The organism is Bradyrhizobium sp. USDA 3397 (assembly GCF_054060965.1).
Genome location: NZ_JBSSDS010000001.1, coordinates 7,890,232 through 7,907,304 on the forward strand (window position 1 = coordinate 7,890,232; position 17,073 = coordinate 7,907,304).

Annotated in this window: 15 protein-coding genes and 1 pseudogene; 9 read left to right on the forward strand and 7 right to left on the reverse strand. The window is 65.0% G+C overall.

Annotated features, from left to right (window positions below; genetic code table 11):
* Window positions 1-24: 24 nt before the first annotated feature.
* From ACVWYQ_RS36705 to ACVWYQ_RS36720, 4 genes are read left to right on the forward strand one after another with little or no spacing between them, the layout of a single operon-like run.
* The gene (locus ACVWYQ_RS36705; protein WP_271545340.1) at window positions 25-903 is read left to right on the forward strand and encodes a branched-chain amino acid ABC transporter permease; all 879 of its coding nucleotides are present in this window, start codon (window positions 25-27) and stop codon (window positions 901-903) included.
* Entirely contained in the window at window positions 903-1,886 is a 984-nt protein-coding gene (locus ACVWYQ_RS36710; RefSeq protein WP_271545339.1) for a branched-chain amino acid ABC transporter permease, read from the forward strand. Before ACVWYQ_RS36705 ends, ACVWYQ_RS36710 begins: the two co-directional genes overlap by 1 nt.
* Complete coding sequence (locus ACVWYQ_RS36715) at window positions 1,883-2,614, forward strand: ABC transporter ATP-binding protein (RefSeq protein ID WP_271545338.1); 732 nt, start codon at window positions 1,883-1,885, stop codon at window positions 2,612-2,614. Before ACVWYQ_RS36710 ends, ACVWYQ_RS36715 begins: the two co-directional genes overlap by 4 nt.
* Window positions 2,598-3,302 carry an ABC transporter ATP-binding protein gene (locus ACVWYQ_RS36720; protein WP_271545337.1) on the forward strand — a complete coding sequence of 235 codons (705 nt, stop codon included), beginning with the start codon at window positions 2,598-2,600 and terminating at the stop codon, window positions 3,300-3,302. Before ACVWYQ_RS36715 ends, ACVWYQ_RS36720 begins: the two co-directional genes overlap by 17 nt.
* Before the next feature lie 181 nt (window positions 3,303-3,483).
* On the opposite strand, the gene otnC is transcribed toward ACVWYQ_RS36720, so the two are convergent.
* Window positions 3,484-4,170 carry a 3-oxo-tetronate 4-phosphate decarboxylase gene (otnC, locus tag ACVWYQ_RS36725; RefSeq protein WP_271545336.1) on the reverse strand — a complete coding sequence of 229 codons (687 nt, stop codon included), beginning with the start codon at window positions 4,168-4,170 and terminating at the stop codon, window positions 3,484-3,486.
* On the opposite strand from otnC, the gene ltnD reads away from it, so the two are divergent.
* From ltnD to ACVWYQ_RS36745, 4 genes are all read left to right on the forward strand, one after another.
* Window positions 4,169-5,194, forward strand: coding sequence for an L-threonate dehydrogenase (gene ltnD, locus ACVWYQ_RS36730; RefSeq protein WP_271545335.1), 1,026 nt, complete (start codon window positions 4,169-4,171; stop codon window positions 5,192-5,194). The two genes, otnC and ltnD, sit on opposite strands and share 2 nt — an antisense overlap.
* 13 nt (window positions 5,195-5,207) lie before the next feature.
* Window positions 5,208-5,990 carry a 2-oxo-tetronate isomerase gene (gene otnI, locus ACVWYQ_RS36735; RefSeq protein ID WP_157281212.1) on the forward strand — a complete coding sequence of 261 codons (783 nt, stop codon included), beginning with the start codon at window positions 5,208-5,210 and terminating at the stop codon, window positions 5,988-5,990.
* On the forward strand, window positions 5,987-7,258 hold the full coding sequence (gene otnK / locus ACVWYQ_RS36740; RefSeq protein WP_456727067.1) for a 3-oxo-tetronate kinase: 1,272 nt from the start codon (window positions 5,987-5,989) through the stop codon (window positions 7,256-7,258). Before otnI ends, otnK begins: the two co-directional genes overlap by 4 nt.
* A gap of 168 nt (window positions 7,259-7,426) precedes the next feature.
* The gene (locus ACVWYQ_RS36745; RefSeq protein ID WP_404542555.1) at window positions 7,427-9,118 is read left to right on the forward strand and encodes a methyl-accepting chemotaxis protein; all 1,692 of its coding nucleotides are present in this window, start codon (window positions 7,427-7,429) and stop codon (window positions 9,116-9,118) included.
* A gap of 140 nt (window positions 9,119-9,258) precedes the next feature.
* On the opposite strand, the gene ACVWYQ_RS36750 is transcribed toward ACVWYQ_RS36745, so the two are convergent.
* Together ACVWYQ_RS36750 and ACVWYQ_RS36755 are read right to left on the reverse strand one after the other, a co-directional pair.
* The gene (locus tag ACVWYQ_RS36750; protein ID WP_404542552.1) at window positions 9,259-10,767 is read right to left on the reverse strand and encodes an acetyl-CoA acetyltransferase; all 1,509 of its coding nucleotides are present in this window, start codon (window positions 10,765-10,767) and stop codon (window positions 9,259-9,261) included.
* A 119-nt stretch (window positions 10,768-10,886) separates the two neighbouring features.
* Window positions 10,887-12,020 carry a nitronate monooxygenase gene (locus ACVWYQ_RS36755; protein WP_404542550.1) on the reverse strand — a complete coding sequence of 378 codons (1,134 nt, stop codon included), beginning with the start codon at window positions 12,018-12,020 and terminating at the stop codon, window positions 10,887-10,889.
* Between the two features lie 282 nt (window positions 12,021-12,302).
* On the opposite strand from ACVWYQ_RS36755, the pseudogene yghU reads away from it, so the two are divergent.
* Window positions 12,303-13,179: pseudogene (gene yghU, locus ACVWYQ_RS36760) on the forward strand (glutathione-dependent disulfide-bond oxidoreductase).
* Window positions 13,180-13,314: 135 nt separating this feature from the next.
* On the opposite strand, the gene ACVWYQ_RS36765 reads toward yghU, so the two are convergent.
* The 4 genes from ACVWYQ_RS36765 to ACVWYQ_RS36780 all read right to left on the reverse strand — a co-directional run bounded on the left by ACVWYQ_RS36765 (window position 13,315) and on the right by ACVWYQ_RS36780 (window position 16,933).
* Window positions 13,315-13,929 (reverse strand): flavin reductase family protein, encoded by a 615-nt coding sequence (locus ACVWYQ_RS36765; RefSeq protein WP_275496603.1) that lies wholly within the window; start codon window positions 13,927-13,929, stop codon window positions 13,315-13,317.
* Between the two features lie 168 nt (window positions 13,930-14,097).
* Window positions 14,098-15,375, reverse strand: coding sequence for an acyl-CoA dehydrogenase family protein (locus ACVWYQ_RS36770; protein ID WP_275496602.1), 1,278 nt, complete (start codon window positions 15,373-15,375; stop codon window positions 14,098-14,100).
* A 291-nt stretch (window positions 15,376-15,666) separates the two neighbouring features.
* Window positions 15,667-16,047, reverse strand: coding sequence for a VOC family protein (locus ACVWYQ_RS36775; RefSeq protein WP_404542544.1), 381 nt, complete (start codon window positions 16,045-16,047; stop codon window positions 15,667-15,669).
* A 106-nt stretch (window positions 16,048-16,153) separates the two neighbouring features.
* A complete protein-coding gene (locus tag ACVWYQ_RS36780; protein WP_404542542.1) occupies window positions 16,154-16,933 on the reverse strand; it encodes an SDR family NAD(P)-dependent oxidoreductase in 780 nt (259 codons plus the stop codon).
* Between the last annotated feature and the right edge of the window lie 140 nt (window positions 16,934-17,073).

Sequence of the window (17,073 nt, forward strand, 5' to 3'; positions counted from 1 at the left end):
GACGTTTCGAACGGGGGACCAGAGTTGACAGCCCAAGCCATTATCCAGAGTCTCGCGAGCGGCCTTCTGATGGGCCTGCTCTACGGATTGATCGCGGTCGGCCTCGCGCTGATCTTCGGCCTGATGGACGTCACGAACTTCGCCCATGGCGAATTCCTGATGATCGCGATGTATCTGTCCTTCTTCCTGTTCGCCTTCTTCGCGATCGACCCGTTGCTGTCGGCGCCGCTCGTCGCCGCGGCACTCTTCATATTCGGAGCGGTCGTCTATCTGCTCCTTGTCCGCTTCGCCATGCGGGCCAAGGCCAATGCCGGCATGGTGCAGATCTTTACCACTTTTGGCCTTGCCATCGTCATGCGCGGCCTCGCGCAGTACTTCTTCACGCCGGACTATCGCAGCATTCCGCAGTCCTGGCTCGGCGGCAAGACCATCTCGATTGCCGGGATCTTCCTGCCGGAGCCGCAACTGGTCGGCGCGCTGGTCTCGATCGCGGCTTTTGCAGGTCTCTACTTCTTCATCCACAAAACTGATTTCGGCCGCGCAATCGAAGCGACCCGCGAGGATCCCGGTGCAGTCGCCCTCGTCGGCATCGACAAGAACCGCGTGTTCGCCTTCGGCTGGGGCCTCGGTGCCGCGCTGGTCGGCCTCGCCGGCGCGATCATGGCGGTGTTCTTCTACATCTATCCCGACGTCGGCGCCTCCTTTGCGCTGATTGCCTACGTCACGGTGGCGCTCGGCGGCTTCGGCAGCGTGTTCGGCGCCTTCGCCGGTGGCATCATCGTCGGTCTCGTCGAGGCAATCACCGCGCTGGTGCTGCCGCCGTCGCTGAAATCGGTCGGCATCTACTCGGTCTATCTGCTGGTCGTCTTCATCCGGCCGCGCGGCCTGTTCGGATCGATCTGATGGACAAGGATTTTGCAGCGCGGCGCCGCCGCGACCTCATCATCGCCGCAGCGCTCGCTGCCATTGCCGCGCTGACGCCGTTGTTCGTGAAGGACGTCGTCGTCCAGAACATCCTGATCCTGACGCTGATGTATGCGGGATTGTCGCAGAGCTGGAATATCCTGTCCGGCTATTGCGGGCAGATCTCGCTCGGCCACGCGCTGTACTTTGGCCTCGGTGCTTACACCACCGAGCTGCTGTTCACGAAGTTCGGCGTGCTGCCCTGGTTCGGCATGCTGGCGGGCGGGGTGGTGTCGGCGCTGATCGCGATGGGGCTCGGCTATCCCTTCTTCCGCCTGCGCGGCCATTACTTCGTGATCGCAACCATCGTCATCGCCGAAATCGGCTTGCTTCTGTTCCACAACTGGGAATGGGCAGGCGCCGCGATGGGTATCACCATTCCAATCCGCGGCGACAGCTGGCTGAAATTCCAGTTTCTGCGCACCAAGCTGCCCTACTTCTATTTCGCGCTGGCGCTGTGCTGCCTCGCCTGGTTCGTGACATGGTGGCTGGAAAACTCCAAATGGGGATTTTGGTGGCGCGCGGTCAAGGACAACCCGGAGGCGGCCGAGAGCCTCGGTGTCGACGTGTTCAATTCCAAGATGGGTGCGGCCGCGGTTTCCGCCTTCCTTGTCGCCGTGGGCGGCAGCTTCTACGCCCAGTTCGTCTCCTATATCGATCCGGAAAGCGTCATGGGCTTTCAGTTCTCGCTGCTGATGGCGCTGCCGGCCGTGCTCGGCGGCATCGGCACCCTGTGGGGGCCGGTGTTAGGGGCGGCCATCCTGATCCCGCTGACTGAGCTGACGCGCTTCAAGTTCGGCGGCTCGGGGCGGGGTGTCGACCTCATTGTCTACGGCACGCTGATCGTTCTGATCTCGCTGGCCCTGCCGCGCGGCCTGCTGAGCCTGTTTTCACGCCCGAAGAAGACGGGAGCTGCCCGATGAGCGCGCTGCTCGAAACCCGCGGCGTCTGGCAGCGCTTCGGCGGCCTCGTCGCCAACAGCGACGTCTCGATCTCGGTCGGCCGCGGCGAGATCGTCGGCCTGATCGGCCCGAACGGTGCCGGCAAGTCGACGCTGTTCAATCTCATCGCCGGTGTTCTGCCGCCGACGCAAGGCTCGATTCTATTCGACGGCGAGGACGTCACCAAACTGCCGGCGGCCGAACGCTGCCGGCGGGGCATCGGCCGCACCTTTCAGGTCGTGAAGAGCTTCGAGACCATGACTGTCATCGACAACGTCATCGTCGGCGCCCTCGTGCGTACCACCGTGATGCGCGAGGCGCGCCGCAAGGCGCATGAAGTGCTGGAGTTCACCGGCCTTGCCGCGCGCGCCGACGTGCTCGCCAGCGACCTCGTGCCGGCCGAGAAGCGCCGCCTCGAAGTCGCGCGGGCGCTTGCGACCGAGCCGAAGCTGCTGCTGCTCGACGAGGTCCTCACTGGCCTCACGCCGACCGAGGCGCAGACCGGCGTCGCGCTGGTGCGCAAGGTGCGCGATGCCGGCATCACGGTCTTGATGGTCGAGCATGTCATGGAGATCGTGATGCCGCTGGTGGACCGCGCCATCGTGCTCGACCTCGGCAAGGTCCTGGTCGAGGGCAAGCCCGCCGACGTCGTGCGCGATCCCAAGGTGATCAAGGCATATCTGGGAGATCGTCATGTTGTCGGTGCGTGAAGTCACGACCGCCTATCAGGGCCTGGTTGCGATCTCCGCGGTCTCGATCGAGGTCCAGAAGGGCGAGATCGTCTGCGTCGCCGGCGCCAACGGCGCGGGCAAGTCGACGCTGCTGAAGTCGATCGCCGGCGCCGAGCGTCCGCGCTCGGGCAGCGTGACCTTCGACGGCAAGCGCCTCGACGGCATGGCGCAGCATCACATCACGGCCACCGGCATCGCGTATGTGCCGGAAAACCGCCGTTTGTTTCCGCGCCTGTCGGTGCGCGACAACCTTCGCCTCGGCAGCTATCTCTACAGGGGCGAAGCGAACCGCGAAGAGCCGCTCGATCTCGTCTTCAAGCTGTTCCCGCGCCTCCAGGAACGTCTGGAGCAGCGCGCCGAGACGCTCTCCGGCGGCGAGCAGCAGATGCTCGCGATCGGCCGCGCGCTGATGACGCGTCCACGCCTGTTGATGCTGGACGAGCCCTCGCAGGGGATCATGCCGAAACTGGTCGACGAGATCTTCCAGGCCGTGAAGCTCATCCGCGACTCCGGCATGACCGTCCTCATCGTCGAGCAGCGCATGGCCGAATGCCTCGAGATCGCCGACCGCGCCTACATCCTGCAAACGGGCCGCGTGCTGATGCAGGGCTCGTCCGCGGAGATCAAGGGCAATCCGGACGTGAGGAAGGCGTATCTGGGGCTGTAGCCGAATAGTATCGGGCACGCCCGCGCAACATACCCGGTGTCATCGCCCGACTTGATCGGGCGATCCAGTACTCCGAGACGTCAGAGATATGCGGAGAAGCCGCGGCGTACTGGATTCCCCGCTTTCGCGGGGAATGACAGCGGTGGTGAGGCGACGCTCGTCCACCCCTTACCGCAAGTCGCTAATGCTCGTACCCGTGCTCCGGCAACGTCACCCCGAACACCTTCACCAGATCCGTCACCTGCTCCGGAGACAAATACCGCGGGTTCATCCCGCGCAGCAGCAGATACAGCTTCGCCGTCTCCTCCAGCTCTTCCGTCGCGAACACCGCCGCCTCCAGCGTATCGCCGGCGACGACAGGGCCGTGATTGGCGAGCAGCACGGATGAATATTTCCCCGCCAGCCCCTTGATCGCATCTGCGACCGCGGGGTCGCCGGGGCGGTAATAGGGCACGAGCGCGGTGGCGCCGCATTTCATCAAATAATAGGCCGTCATCGGCGGCAGCGCGGCGCGCGGATCGATCTCGGGCAGCATCGAGAGCGCCACCGAATGCGTGGAGTGGAGATGCACGATGGCACGAGCACTGCCGCGCGTGTCGTAAAGCGCCGTGTGCAGCGGAACTTCTTTCGTCGGGGCATCGCCCGAAACCAGCCGGCCCCGGCTATCCAGCCGCGACAGCTTCGCCGGGTCGAGGAAGCCGAGCGAGGCATTGGTCGGGGTCACCAGCCAGCCGCCATCGTCCAGCTTGACGCTGATATTGCCGGAGGAGCCCGGCGTCAGCCCGCGCTCGAACAGGGATCGTCCGAAGCGGCAGATGTCCTCGCGCAGCCGTGTCTCGTTGCTCGTTTCGGTTCTCATGGCCGTCATGCCTGCTTGTCTCACGCTTTGGCAGCGCGGCCAAGCCGTGTTATTCGGTTGCCAAGCTGCCGCAAAGGGCGGCTATTTGGGAAACGTTCGCAAGGGTCAGTTGCATATGTCCGCCTCCACGTCACAAAGTCAGCGTATCGCCGTTGTCGGGCTCGGCTCGATGGGCTTTGGCATGGCGACCTCGCTCAGGCGCGCCGGCCATGCCGTGACCGGCTGCGACGTCTCGGCGGATGCCGTCGCACGTTTCGTGAAGGACGGCGGCACCGGCGCCAAAACGCCGGCCGAGGCGGCCACGAATGCCGACATCGTCGTCAGCGTCGTCGTCAACGCCGGCCAGACCGAGGCGATCCTGTTCGGCAAGGACGGCACCGCCGAGACCATGCCGAAGGACAGCGTGTTCGTCTCCTCGGCGACCATGGACCCGGACGTGGCGCGGCGCCTGGCCAAGCAGCTGGAGGCGACCGGCCGGCACTATCTGGATGCGCCGATCTCCGGCGGGGCGCAGCGCGCCGCGCAAGGTGAATTGACGATCCTTGCTTCCGGCAGCTCCGCGGCTTTTGCGAGGGCGCGGCCGGCGCTCGATGCCATGGCTGCAAAGCTCTACGAGCTCGGCGATGCCGCCGGGCAGGGCGCTGCGTTCAAGATGATCAATCAGCTGCTAGCCGGCGTCCACATCGCCGCCGCCAGCGAAGCCATGGCGTTCGCGGCCAAGCAGGGCCTCGACATCCGCAAGGTCTACGAGGTGATCACGGCCTCCGCCGGCAATTCATGGATGTTCGAGAACCGCATGCCGCATGTGCTCGACGGCGACTACACGCCGCGAAGCGCGGTGGAGATCTTCGTCAAGGACCTCGGCATCATCCAGGACATGGCGCGCAGCGCCCGATTCCCCGTGCCGGTCTCCGCCGCCGCGCTCCAGATGTTCCTGATGACATCGGCCGCCGGCATGGGCCGCGACGACGACGCATCGGTCGCGCGCATGTATGCGCAGGTCACCGGCGTCAAGCTGCCCGGCGACAAGTAACAGAGGATTTCCAATGCCCCGTTTCGCCGCCAATCTCTCGATGATGTTCACCGAGGTGCCGTTCCTCGACCGCTTCGATGCCGCCGCGCAAGCGGGCTTCACCGCGGTGGAATTTCTGTTTCCGTACGAGCATCCCGCCGAGGCGGTCGGCGAGCGGCTCAAGCGCAACGGCCTGACCCAGGCGCTGTTCAACCTGCCGCCGGGCGACTGGAACGCCGGCGAGAAGGGCTTTGCCGCGCTGCCATCGCGCTTTTCCGATCTCAAGGCGAGCCTGGAGACGGCGCTGCCTTATGCCAAGGCGACCGGCGTCAAGCGCCTGCACCTGATGGCCGGCATCGCCAACCGCGGCGAGCGCGCCGCGATCGAGGCCTTCTACAAATCTGTGGCCTGGGCTGCCGAGTTCTTTGCGCCGCACGGCATCGATATCGTGATCGAACCGATCAACGCGCGCAACGTGCCCGGCTACTTCCTCAATGATTTCGGCTTCGCGCGGGATCTGATCCAGGAGCTGAGGCTTGCGAACCTGAAGCTCCAGTTCGACATCTATCACTGCCAGATCATCCATGGCGACGTCACCATGCGGCTGCGCGAGATGATGCCGATCATCGGCCACATCCAGATCGCCAGCATTCCCTCGCGCAACGAGCCCGATGGCGAGGAGCTGAACTATCCGTTCCTGTTCGAAGAGCTCGATCGGCTCGGCTATGCCGGCTTCGTCGGCTGCGAATACAATCCCCGCGGCAAGACCACCGATGGGCTTGCCTGGTTCAAGCCCTATGCGGGAGTGAAGCCGTGACCCCAGCGTTAGGCTGCATCGCCGACGACTACACCGGAGCCTCCGATCTCGCCAACACGCTGACGCGCGCCGGCCTGCGCACCGTCCAGACCATCGGCATCCCTGCCGACGATCTGGCGCTGCCCGAGGTCGATGCCGTCGTGGTGTCGTTGAAGAGCCGCTCGATCGAGGCCGGCCTTGCCGTGTCGCGCTCGCGCGCGGCGGACAAATGGCTGCGCGGCCGCGGCGCGGGCCACGTGCTGTTCAAGATCTGCTCGACCTTCGATTCCACCGACGCCGGCAATATCGGCCCGGTCATGGATGCGCTGCGCGCCGATTGCGGCGAGGGAGCCGTGCTGGTGACGCCAGCCTTTCCGGAGACCGGGCGCACCGTCTTTCAGGGCAATCTGTTCGTCGGCGCCGTGCCGCTCAGCGAGAGCCCGCTGAAGGACCATCCACTCAACCCGATGCATGATTCCAACTTGGTGCGCGTGCTGGCGTGCCAGAGCAGCACGCAGATCGGCCTCGTCGATCTCGCCACCGTCGCGCGCGGCGCGGAGGCCGTGCGGGCACGGCTGGCCGAGCTCGCCGCCAGGGGCATCGGTGCTGCGATCATCGACGCCGTGTTCGACCGCGACCTCGAGACCATCGGGCTCGTGGCCGCCGAACATCTTCTGTCGGTCGGCGCGTCCGGCATGGGCCTGGGACTTGCGCGCGCGCTGGTGTCGACGGGCAAGGTGAAGCCGGCACTGAGCAGCGAAACCGGCGCGGCCGTCGGCGGCCTGGCGGCATGCCTTGCCGGCAGCTGCTCGCAGGCGACGCTTCAGCAGATCGCGTATGCCGCGGGTGTCATGCCGGTGTTACATCTCGATCCGGAGCGTATCATTACGGGGGCGGGCGAAGCCGAGCGTGCGCTGGACTGGGCAAGGCCGCGACTGGCCGAAGGTCCGGTGCTGATCGCATCGAGCTCGACGCCCGATCAGGTCGCCGCGCTGCAGGCGCGCCACGGTCGCGACGCCGCCGGTCATGCGATCGAGCAGGCCATGGCCGATATTGCAGAAAACCTTGTAAAATCAGGCGTGCGGCGACTGATCGTTGCCGGTGGCGAGACATCCGGCGCCGTTGTCGATCGGTTGAAGATTCCCGGATTTCTCGTAGGAGTAGAGATCGCGGCTGGCGTTCCGGTGCTGCGCGCGGTCGGCGCCGAAAGCGACATGCTGCTCGCTCTGAAGTCGGGAAATTTCGGCGGCGGAGAGTTCTTCTCCGATGCGCTTAGGCTCATGCGCTGAGCGCAGGACGTTTTTAGCTGCCTGTTCATTTCTTTCAGGCTCCGTACTCGCACGGAGTCGCAGTTGCCATCCGCGCAGATGCTCTGGCGTTGGATGCCGGCGCTGCTCCCCTTTGGTTGATTTTTAGAGCTTTGACGCGCGCTCGCGCCAGCACAACGAGACCCGATTATGTTTGCCAAGCTTTCCATCCGCGCCAAGATCATCAGTGTCGTGGCGTTCCTGCTGGTCGCGATGACCGGCATGGGCCTGCTCGCCGTCATGAAGATGCGGACGATGAATGCCAACACCGTCGACATCACCACCAACTGGATGCCGAGCGTCAGGGTGATCGGCGACCTGCGCGCCGCAGTCATCACCTATCGGAACGTGGTGCGCCAGCACATGCTGGCCGAAGCTCTGGACGACAAGCTCGCGGTGGAGAAGACCGCTGCTACGGTGACCGAGGCGCTCGCCAAGACGCGCAGCAGGTACGAGCCCATGATCAGCTCCCCGGAAGAGCGGGCGCTCTACGGCCAGTGGTCCAAGCTCTGGGATGAGTACAAGAAGGGCACCGAGGAGGTGATGGCCTTGTCACGCAAGGAGGCCGGCAAGTTCCCGCGCGAGGCGCAGGAGCTCAACTCCAAGACGGTCAACAAGATCGGCCTTCAGGCAGACGAAGTCCTCAACAAGGACATCGAGCTCAACACCAAGGGCGGCGAACAGGCGGCTCATGATGCCGCCGACAGCTACGCCTATGCCTTCATGCTGGTTTCGGTCATTCTCGGCGCCGCCGTCCTGATCGGCATTGCTCTCAGCTTCTATCTCGTCCGCGACGTCTCGAACGGCATTAATTCCATCACCCAGCCGATGCAGGCGCTGGGCAACGGCGACCTTTCCGCCGAGGTCCCGCATCGCGGCGAGAAAACCGAGATCGGCGCCATGGCCGACGTGCTCCAGATCTTCAAGGAGGCGTTGATCGCCAAGAAGGCCGCCGACGAAGCCGCCGCGGCCGACGCCGAAGCCAAGATCGAGCGCGGCCGCCGCGTCGATAACATCACCCGCGAATTCGAAACGATGATCGGCGAGATCGTCCAGACCGTGTCATCGGCTTCGACCCAGTTAGAGGCCTCCGCATCGACCCTGACGGCGACCGCCGAGCGGTCCCAGAAGCTCGCGACCACGGTGGCCGGCGCCTCGGAGGAAGCCTCCACCAACGTGCAATCGGTGGCCTCGGCGACCGAAGAGATGGCCTCGTCGGTCGGCGAGATCAGCCGCCAGGTGCAGGAATCGGCGCGGATGGCGGGCGATGCCGTAGGCCAGGCGCGCGCCACCACCGAGCGCGTCAGCGAACTATCCAAGGCCGCCGCGCGCATCGGCGATGTCGTCGAGCTGATCAACACCATTGCCGGCCAGACCAACCTGCTGGCGCTGAATGCCACCATCGAGGCGGCGCGCGCGGGCGAAGCCGGCCGCGGCTTCGCCGTCGTCGCTTCCGAGGTGAAGGCGCTCGCGGAGCAGACTGCGAAGGCGACCGGTGAGATCGGCCAGCAGATCTCCGGCATCCAGGCCGCGACCAATGATTCGGTCGGCGCGATCAAGGAGATCTCCTCGACCATCGAGCGCCTGTCGGAGATCTCGTCGGCCATCGCGGCTGCGGTGGAAGAGCAGGGCGCGGCGACGCAGGAGATCGCCCGCAACGTTCAGCAGGCGGCGCATGGCACCCAGCAGGTGTCGTCCAACATCACCGACGTGCAGCGCGGCGCGACCGAGACTGGCACGGCCTCCTCGCAGGTGCTGTCGGCGGCGCAGATGCTGTCGAACGATTCCGGCCGGCTGAAGAGTGAGGTCAGCAAGTTCCTGACCAACGTGCGCGCCGCCTGACTCTCTATCGCGTCGGAAAAATAGGCGCCGAAGGGCTGAGATCTCGTAGGGTGGGCAAAGGCGCTCTTGCGCCGTGCCCACCATTCTTTCCGGATCACACGAAGGTCGTGGGCACGCTTCGCTCTGCCCACCCTACGAGATCACGCCACCCGCCACTCCGGCACGCCATCTTCTGCCATGGCGATTTCGCCGAGCGAGCCGACCGGGGTGCGATCCATGGCGAGCAGATGCGCCAGCGTCGCGCCATCGCTGGCCGGGATCCGCGCCAGCGTGCGGCGATCGTCCTCTGTCCGCAGCATCACGACGCCATGCTCGATATTGCCGCCGCGACCGTAAAGCACGGTGAAGCTCTCGACCTTGCCCTTGCCAGTGGCCTCCGCGACGAACTCCGGCACCGCGCGCTTGTTGCGGTCCGCATCGGCCTGCACGCTCGTTTCCTGCACCAGCGCCTCGCGCGGCGCCGTCTTCGACACTACCAGCGCGTGGTGCTTGGTGACGAAGCCGCCCTGGCCGTAGAGCAGGCCGCGCCTGGCGCCGTCGCGCAAACGGCGCACCATCGCGCAGGCCGCGTGCGTCATGTAGGTGTTGAGCGGCGCGCCGAAAAAGGTGAGGCCGCCGGTCACGGTCGGCTGCACGTCGGCACCTAAGCCCAGCGTCCGCCGCGCCATTTTGGGCACGCAGGGGAAGCAACTGTAGAGCTCGATCGCGTCGAACTTGTTGCCGTCGCCGCCGGCGAGGTCCATCGCCGCTTTCAGCACGGCGTTCTGCGGGTGGCTCTCGTAAAACTGGTCGCGCAGCAGATAGTCGCGCGGCTCTTCCGCGGAGGCGCCGCCGAGCGGGTAGACCAGTTTGTCTTCGGCGATCCCGGCCGCGCGTGCCTTGGCGAGACTGGTGAGCAGCAGCGCGCCGCCCATGTTGACGCTGGGATTGGCCACCATCAGCTTGTTGTAGGGCCAGGCGATCAGGCGGTTGTCCGCGGTCGGCGTCGTGATCTCCTCCGGCGCATAACGCCGCTTCAGCCAGGCATTTGGATTCTGCGCGGCGGCGTCCGAGTAGCGCGACCACAGCGTGCCTGATTCCACCATGGCCTCGCGCGGCGTCTGCCCCCAATGCGCCGAGGAGGCCGCCTCATAGAACGGATAGACGGTCACGGGCCGAAACACGCCGAGCTTCACCGCTAAGGGCTTCTGGAACGCCGCGCCGCGCTTCGGTTCCTCGACGTCATGGGCGAACGGCGTCCACGGGAGCTTGACGCCGGTGCGCTCCGCCTTGGTCGCGGTCGATTGCGCCTCGGCGCCGCAGATCGCCGCCACGCTGCACTCGCCGCGCGCGATGCGCTTGGCCGCCTCGTGGATGTAGCGGATCGGGCTCTCGCCGCCGACTGGGCCGTAATAGCAATGCGCGGGCGAGATGCCGAGGCGTTGCGCCAGGAGCTGCTCCGGATCGCGATAGCGCCAGCTCAGGAAATTGACGACGTCGAGCGATTGCACCTCGCCGAGCAGTTTTGCACCGGCGTCTTGTTCGGCGCGCCGCAGCGCCTGTTCGAGCAGGTCGAGCGGTTCGAGACCCGCCGCGATCTCCTTCGGGCGATCGATGATCTCGCCGATGCCGACGATGACGGGGATGCGGTCTTCGGGGATATTGGTCATTTCTTCTTGCTTCAATTCACGATGTCAGTTGTTCGTCATTGCGAGCGCAGCGAAGCAATCCAGAATCTTTCCGCGGCGGCAGTCTGGATTGCTTCGCTGCGCTCGCAATGACGAATGGACTACTCTGCCACCAGCGCATTCATGTGCTCGACGGCTTCGGCAAAATCCTGCTTGAACTCCTGTACCACGGCGCCCGCTGATTTCACGCTGTCGATCAGGCCGACGCCCTGGCCGACGAAATAGCTGACGAGATCGCGCGCCCTCGCGTTGCCGCTTGCGGCGGCTCGATCGATCGAATGGAACGCGTCGCGGCTGATGATGCTTTGCAGCGGCATTGGCAGCGCGCCCGGGCTATCAGGCGCACGGTCCCAGGCATCGGTCCAGACCGAGCGCAGCTGCCGCGCCGGCTTGCCGGTGCGGCCCTTGGAGCGGACGGCATCACGCGAGGACGCCGCGATCATCTTCTCGCGAAAGATCTCGCTCGTCTCGGACTCGACGGTCGCAAGCCACACCGAGCCGGTCCAGGCGCCCGCCGCGCCCATCGCCATGCAGGCCGCCATCTGCCGTCCCGTCATGATGCCGCCGGCCGCTAGCACCGGCACGTCGCGGATCGGCTTGATCGCCTTGATCACCTCCGGCACCAGCACCATGGTCGAGACCTCGCCGCAATGGCCGCCGGCCTCGGTGCCCTGCACCACGAGGATGTCGACGCCGGCCGCGACCTGGCGCAGCGCGTGCTCCTTGGCGCCGACCAGCGCTGCGACCGGCACGCCATGCTTCTTGCCCATCTCGATCATCGCCTTCGGCGGCACGCCCAGCGCATTGGCGATCAGGCGGATCGGATGATTGAAGGAGACCTCGAGCAGTTGAAGCGCGGTCTTGCCGTCGAATGGCTGCGGCTGGTTGTCCGCGACCTCGGTGGTGGTCAGCTCGATGTCGTACTTCTTCAGGAGATCGCGCGTGTAGTTGCGGTGCTCCTGCGGCACGCGCGCCTCCAGGCTCTTCCAGGTGACGTCCTTCTCGCCCGCGGTCGAGATGTTTTCCGGAATCAGCACGTCGATGCCATAGGGCTTGCCGTCGACATGATCGTCGATCCACTTCAGCTCACGCTCGAGCGTATCCGGCGTATGCACCGTCGCGCCCAGCACGCCGAAGCCGCCGGCGCGGCTGACGGCGGCGACGACGTCACGGCAATGGCTGAAGGCGAGCAGCGGGAATTCGATCCCCAGCATGTCGCAGATCGGCGATTTCATGGCTCTCTCCTGGAGGCAGGCTTCGCATTCTCGTTGCTTTCGCTGGCAAAGCAAAGTGACGCGAGCGGATCGATGACATGCCGGATCCGGCGGTGCATCTTGTGTATAGACGTTGCGCTCTATCCGGGGGCCGCAGCCCTGCGGGCGCCCCGGAATGACGGAGGGGAGGGGCTGCTATGACAAAACGCAGAGTTGTCCCATCCGGCAATGCATTGCGGCGCCCTTGTCATCGGCCGTTTGCGGGCTAATTAATGCAGACGCATCCTTTTTCCCGGAGCCCGCATGACCGACGCCCCCGCCTACGTGCCGCCCAAAGTCTGGACCTGGAACAAGGAGAACGGCGGGCAATTCGCCAACATCAACCGACCCATTGCCGGCCCCACCCACGACAAGGAGCTGCCGGTCGGCAAGCATCCGCTTCAGCTCTACTCGCTGGCGACGCCGAACGGGGTCAAGGTCACCGTGATGCTGGAGGAGCTCCTGGCGCTCGGCCACAAGGGCGCCGAATACGACGCCTGGCTGATCAGGATCGGCAATGGCGACCAGTTCGGCAGCGGCTTCGTCGAGATCAATCCGAATTCCAAGATCCCGGCGCTGATGGACCGCTCCGGCCCAGAGCCGATCCGGGTGTTCGAGTCCGGCTCGATCCTGTTCTACCTCGCCGAGAAGTTCGGTGCCTTCCTGCCGAAGGACGTCAAGGCCCGCACCGAGGCGATGTCCTGGCTATTCTGGCAAATGGGCAGCGCGCCCTATCTCGGCGGCGGCGTTCGGCCATTTCTACGCCTATGCGCCGACCAAGATCGAATATGCCATCGACCGGTTCGCGATGGAGACCAAGCGCCAGCTCGACGTGCTCGACCGGCGTCTCGCCGACAACGAGTATCTGGCGGGCAAGGACTACACCATCGCTGACATGGCGGTGTGGCCCTGGTATGGCGCACTCGCCAAGGGGCTGGTCTATGGCGCCGGCGAATTTCTGTCGGTGCAGGACTACAAGAACGTGCAGCGCTGGACCGACCAGATCGCGCAGCGCCCCGCCGTGAAGCGCGGCCGCATGGTCAACCGCGTCTCCGGCGATCCCGCCAGCCAGCTCCACGAGCGCCACGACGCGAGCGACTTCGAGACCAAGACCCAGGACAAGCTCGTGCCCGCGACGTAGCTGACGGGTTCATCACCTCAGGTCCCTCGCAGTCTCGCGCGTGGAGAAAGGCATTTCACCCCAACCCTCTCAGCGCGAGCCAAGCTCGTCGCGGCCCCGTAAGAATGGGGCGAAGGAGCGCACCGTTGCTGCGGCCTATTTCTTCATGCCCTCCGCCGCCGGAAACACCACGCGGTCATCGGTGCGGCAGTAACGGTCGGCGAACATGCGGCCGATCGGGTGATAGCGGTCCATGTGCACCCGCATCGCCTTGTCGTCCCAGAGCTCGTCGCGGATGTGGAAGTGGAGGCCTTCGCCCATGATCAGCCGGCGATCGTCGTTGACGTCGATCAGCTTCCAGAGCTTGCACTCCATCGCCCAGGGCGTGTCAGCTAGCCGTGGCACCGCGATCTTCGTCGAGGGCGCAAGCTTCAGCCCGAGATAATCGGGCTCGCTGATCTCAGGCGGAAAATCGCCGCTGCTCTCGTGCATCGCCCGCGCCAGCGGCTCGTCCGTGAGGTTGACCACGAATTCACCGGTGCGCTGGATGTTGAGAAACGTGTCCTTGTCCTCGCCGTTCGGCTTGCGGTTGGCCGCGAACATGCAGAGCGGCGGATCCTCGCAGAAGGCGTTGAAGAAGCTGAACGGGGCGGCGTTGACCACGCCGGTCGGCCCGAGCGTGGTCACCCACGCGATCGGCCGCGGCAGAATGAAGGACGTCAGCACCTTGTAGCGCTCGCGTGGCGTCAGCTCACTGGCGGCGTAGTCCATTGGGGCTCCTCGGCTTTCTTCGCCTCTCCCCGCCTGCGGGAAGAGGCCGATGCGCGGAATGCGCGGCGGGTGAGGGGGCTCTCCGCGAGTCCGACTGTCACCGTCCTCGCGGAGAATCCCCCTCACCCTCTCCCCGCAAGCGGGGAGAGGGAAAAGAGATAAGGCGCCTTACGCCATGCTCAGCTCGTGGCGGCCCACCACCATCCAGTGCACCTCGTCCGGACCGTCGGCGAAGCGCAGGTGCCGCACGTCCTGATACATCTCGGCGAGCGGGGTCCAATGCGAGATGCCGGTGGCGCCGTGCATCTGGATGGCCTGGTCGATGATCTTGCAGGCGCGCTCGGGCACCATGGCCTTGACCATGGAGACCCAGACGCGGGCCTCCTTGTTGCCGAGCACGTCCATTGCCTTGGCGGCCTTTAATACCATCAGCCGCATCGCCTCGATCTCGCAGCGGGCCTGGGCGATGATCTGCATGTTGCCGCCGAGATGGGCGATCTTCTTGCCGAAGGCTTCGCGGGTGAGGCCACGCTGCACCATCAGGTCGAGTGCCTTCTCGGCCTTGCCGATGGTGCGCATGCAATGATGGATGCGGCCCGGGCCGAGGCGGAGCTGCGAGATCTCGAAGCCACGGCCTTCGCCGAGCAGGATGTTCTCCTTCGGCACGCGCACATTGTTGAAGCGCATGTGCATGTGGCCGCGCGGGGCGTGGTCCTGGCCGAACACGTACATGGGACCGAGCACCTCGACGCCGGGCGTGTCGCGCGGCACCAGGATCTGCGACTGCTGCTTGCTCGGCGGCGCGTCCGGGTTGGTCTTCACCATCACGATGAGGATCTTGCAGCGGGGATCGCCGAGACCCGAGATGTAGTACTTCTCGCCATTGATCACCCATTCGTCGCCGACCAGCTTTGCGGTGGTCGAGATGTTCTTGGCGTCGGAGGAGGCGACGTTCGGCTCGGTCATGACATAGGCCGAACGTATCTCGCCGTTGAGCAGCGGCTTCAGCCATTTCTCCTTCTGCTCCTTGGTGCCGACCCGTTCCAGCACTTCCATGTTGCCGGTGTCGGGCGCCGAGCAGTTCATGGTCTCCGAGGCCAGCGGGCTCTTGCCGAGCTCGGCGGCGATATAGGCGTAGTCGAGATTCTTCAGGCCCTGGCCGGTCTCGTCATCGGGCAGGAAGAAGTTCCAGAGGCCTTCCTGCTTAGCCTTGTTCTTGGCCTTCTCCAGCACCTCGAGCTGCTTCGGCGTAAAACTCCAGCGATCTTCTTTGCCTTCGCCGGCCTTGGCGAACTCGACCGACATCGGCTCGACGGTATCGCGGATGAACTTCTTGACGTGATCGTAAAGCGGCCGGACTTGGTCCGACATTCGCAAGTCGTTGAGCTCGTCGCCGGGATTGAGCGTGTAGTTGGTGGTGCGGGGAATGTAGGTGTGTTTTGTCATTGGTCCTCCCGGGGGTCACTGAGATCGCATTGGGGGCGAGAATAGTCGCAGCGACGCCAAAGCGCGAGCGCGCATTTACCGCGCGGAGCCATGCCACCTGATGGAATATCGCGAGGGCGTTTGAAATGTTGTTTGAATGGGGCGACGCGCAAGTGGGCTCTAAGCGCCGTCCGATCCCCAGGAGTCCGTCATTGCGAGCGCAGCGAAGCAATCCAGAATCTTAACCGCCGCGGCAGCCTGGATTGCTTCGTCGCAAGAGCTCCTCGCAATGACGGGAGAGACCGGTCGACCTCAGGCAGGCATCCGGTGCATCGCGCAGATCTTGTTGCCGTCGAGATCGCGCAGGTAAGCCAGATACAGCTTGCCGCCTGGGCCCTGACGCACCCCGGGCGGATCCTCGATCGATTTTGCGCCGGCTGCAACGCCCGCTGCGTGCCACGCATCGACCTGTTCCGGCGAATTGGCGGCAAAGCCGATCGTGCCGCCGTTGGCGCAAGTCGCCGGTTCGCCGTTGATAGGCTTCGATACCGAAAACACGCCGGTCTTGGTGATGTAGAAGATGCGGTGGCCGTCGACCCTGGCCGGCCGCACCTCGAGCGTGCCGAGCAGTTGGTCGTAGAACGCCTTGGCCTTGTCCAGGTCGTTGGTACCGATCATGACGTGTGAAAACATTTGCCCGTTCCCTCAGTGTTGTAGCCCGGATGGAGCAGAGCGAAATCCGGGTCTTGCTTGCTTTTGGCCGTCCCGGACTCGCTGCGCTCCATCCGGGCTACGAGAATCAAAACGCGGTATAGCCGCCGTCGATCACGAACGTATCCGCGGTGTGATACGACGACGCCTTGCTCATCAGATACACCGCGATGCCGCCGAAATCGGAGGCTTCGCCGAAGCGCCGCATCGGAATCCGCGGCATCACGTTGGCTACGAACTTGTCGTTCGCCATGAGCCCTGCGGTCATGTCGCTCTTGATCCAGCCCGGCAAGATCGCATTCGCGGTGACGCCGTGACGCGCCAGCTCGACGCCGAGGGCGCGCACCAGCGCGTTGATGGCGGCCTTGGTCGCGGCATAATGCTCGTTGCGCGCCGTGCCGAAGATCGAGGCGAGGCTCGAGGTCGCGACCAGCCGGCCAAAGGGATCGCCGGCATTGGCGCGATCCGTCATGTGCTTGGCGGCGGCCTGGAACGCGTGGAACACGCCGTCGAGATTGGTCGCGAACATCGTGCGCCATTCCTCCTCGGTGCGCTCGATGAAGGCGCGCCGGCCACCGCCGCCGATGCCCGCATTGGCGAAGCAGCCATCGACCCGGCCGAAGGTGTCGAGCGTCGCCTTCATCGCTGAATCGACCGAGGCCGGATCGGTGACGTCGCAGACGCGGCTGTCGACCTTGCCGGACAGGCCCGCCATGCTCGCGGCGGCGGCCTTGTTCTTGTCAGCATTGCGGCCCCAGATCGAGACGTTGCAGCCCTGGCCCGCGAGCGCCTGCGCGATGCCGAGCCCGATGCCGCCATTGCCACCGGTGATCACGGCGACGCGGCCGGAAAGGTCGAAGAGGTTCATGGCGCGTTTCCTGTTTTTAGACTGCGGCGCATCAGCCGCTGCGCACAAGATTGCTTGCTATGCTCCGATCACCATGGACAAGACCGCGCCAAAAATCAAATATGCGCCCCGGCAAAACGAATTCCGGCCTGCGAAACTGA

Bases quoted from the DNA above. Each gene is read 5' to 3' on its own strand.
- ACVWYQ_RS36710 (WP_271545339.1), top strand. From the start codon at position 903: ATGGACAAGGATTTTGCAGCGCGGCGCCGCCGCGACCTCATCATCGCC.
- ACVWYQ_RS36715 (WP_271545338.1), top strand. From the start codon at position 1,883: ATGAGCGCGCTGCTCGAAACCCGCGGCGTCTGGCAGCGCTTCGGCGGC.
- ACVWYQ_RS36720 (WP_271545337.1), top strand. From the start codon at position 2,598: ATGTTGTCGGTGCGTGAAGTCACGACCGCCTATCAGGGCCTGGTTGCG.
- ltnD (WP_271545335.1), top strand. From the start codon at position 4,169: ATGCCTGCTTGTCTCACGCTTTGGCAGCGCGGCCAAGCCGTGTTATTC.
- otnC (WP_271545336.1), bottom strand. From the start codon at position 4,170: ATGACGGCCATGAGAACCGAAACGAGCAACGAGACACGGCTGCGCGAG.
- otnI (WP_157281212.1), top strand. From the start codon at position 5,208: ATGCCCCGTTTCGCCGCCAATCTCTCGATGATGTTCACCGAGGTGCCG.
- ACVWYQ_RS36745 (WP_404542555.1), top strand. From the start codon at position 7,427: ATGTTTGCCAAGCTTTCCATCCGCGCCAAGATCATCAGTGTCGTGGCG.
- ACVWYQ_RS36750 (WP_404542552.1), bottom strand. From the start codon at position 10,767: ATGACCAATATCCCCGAAGACCGCATCCCCGTCATCGTCGGCATCGGC.
- ACVWYQ_RS36755 (WP_404542550.1), bottom strand. From the start codon at position 12,020: ATGAAATCGCCGATCTGCGACATGCTGGGGATCGAATTCCCGCTGCTC.
- ACVWYQ_RS36765 (WP_275496603.1), bottom strand. From the start codon at position 13,929: ATGGACTACGCCGCCAGTGAGCTGACGCCACGCGAGCGCTACAAGGTG.
- ACVWYQ_RS36770 (WP_275496602.1), bottom strand. From the start codon at position 15,375: ATGACAAAACACACCTACATTCCCCGCACCACCAACTACACGCTCAAT.
- ACVWYQ_RS36775 (WP_404542544.1), bottom strand. From the start codon at position 16,047: ATGTTTTCACACGTCATGATCGGTACCAACGACCTGGACAAGGCCAAG.
- ACVWYQ_RS36780 (WP_404542542.1), bottom strand. From the start codon at position 16,933: ATGAACCTCTTCGACCTTTCCGGCCGCGTCGCCGTGATCACCGGTGGC.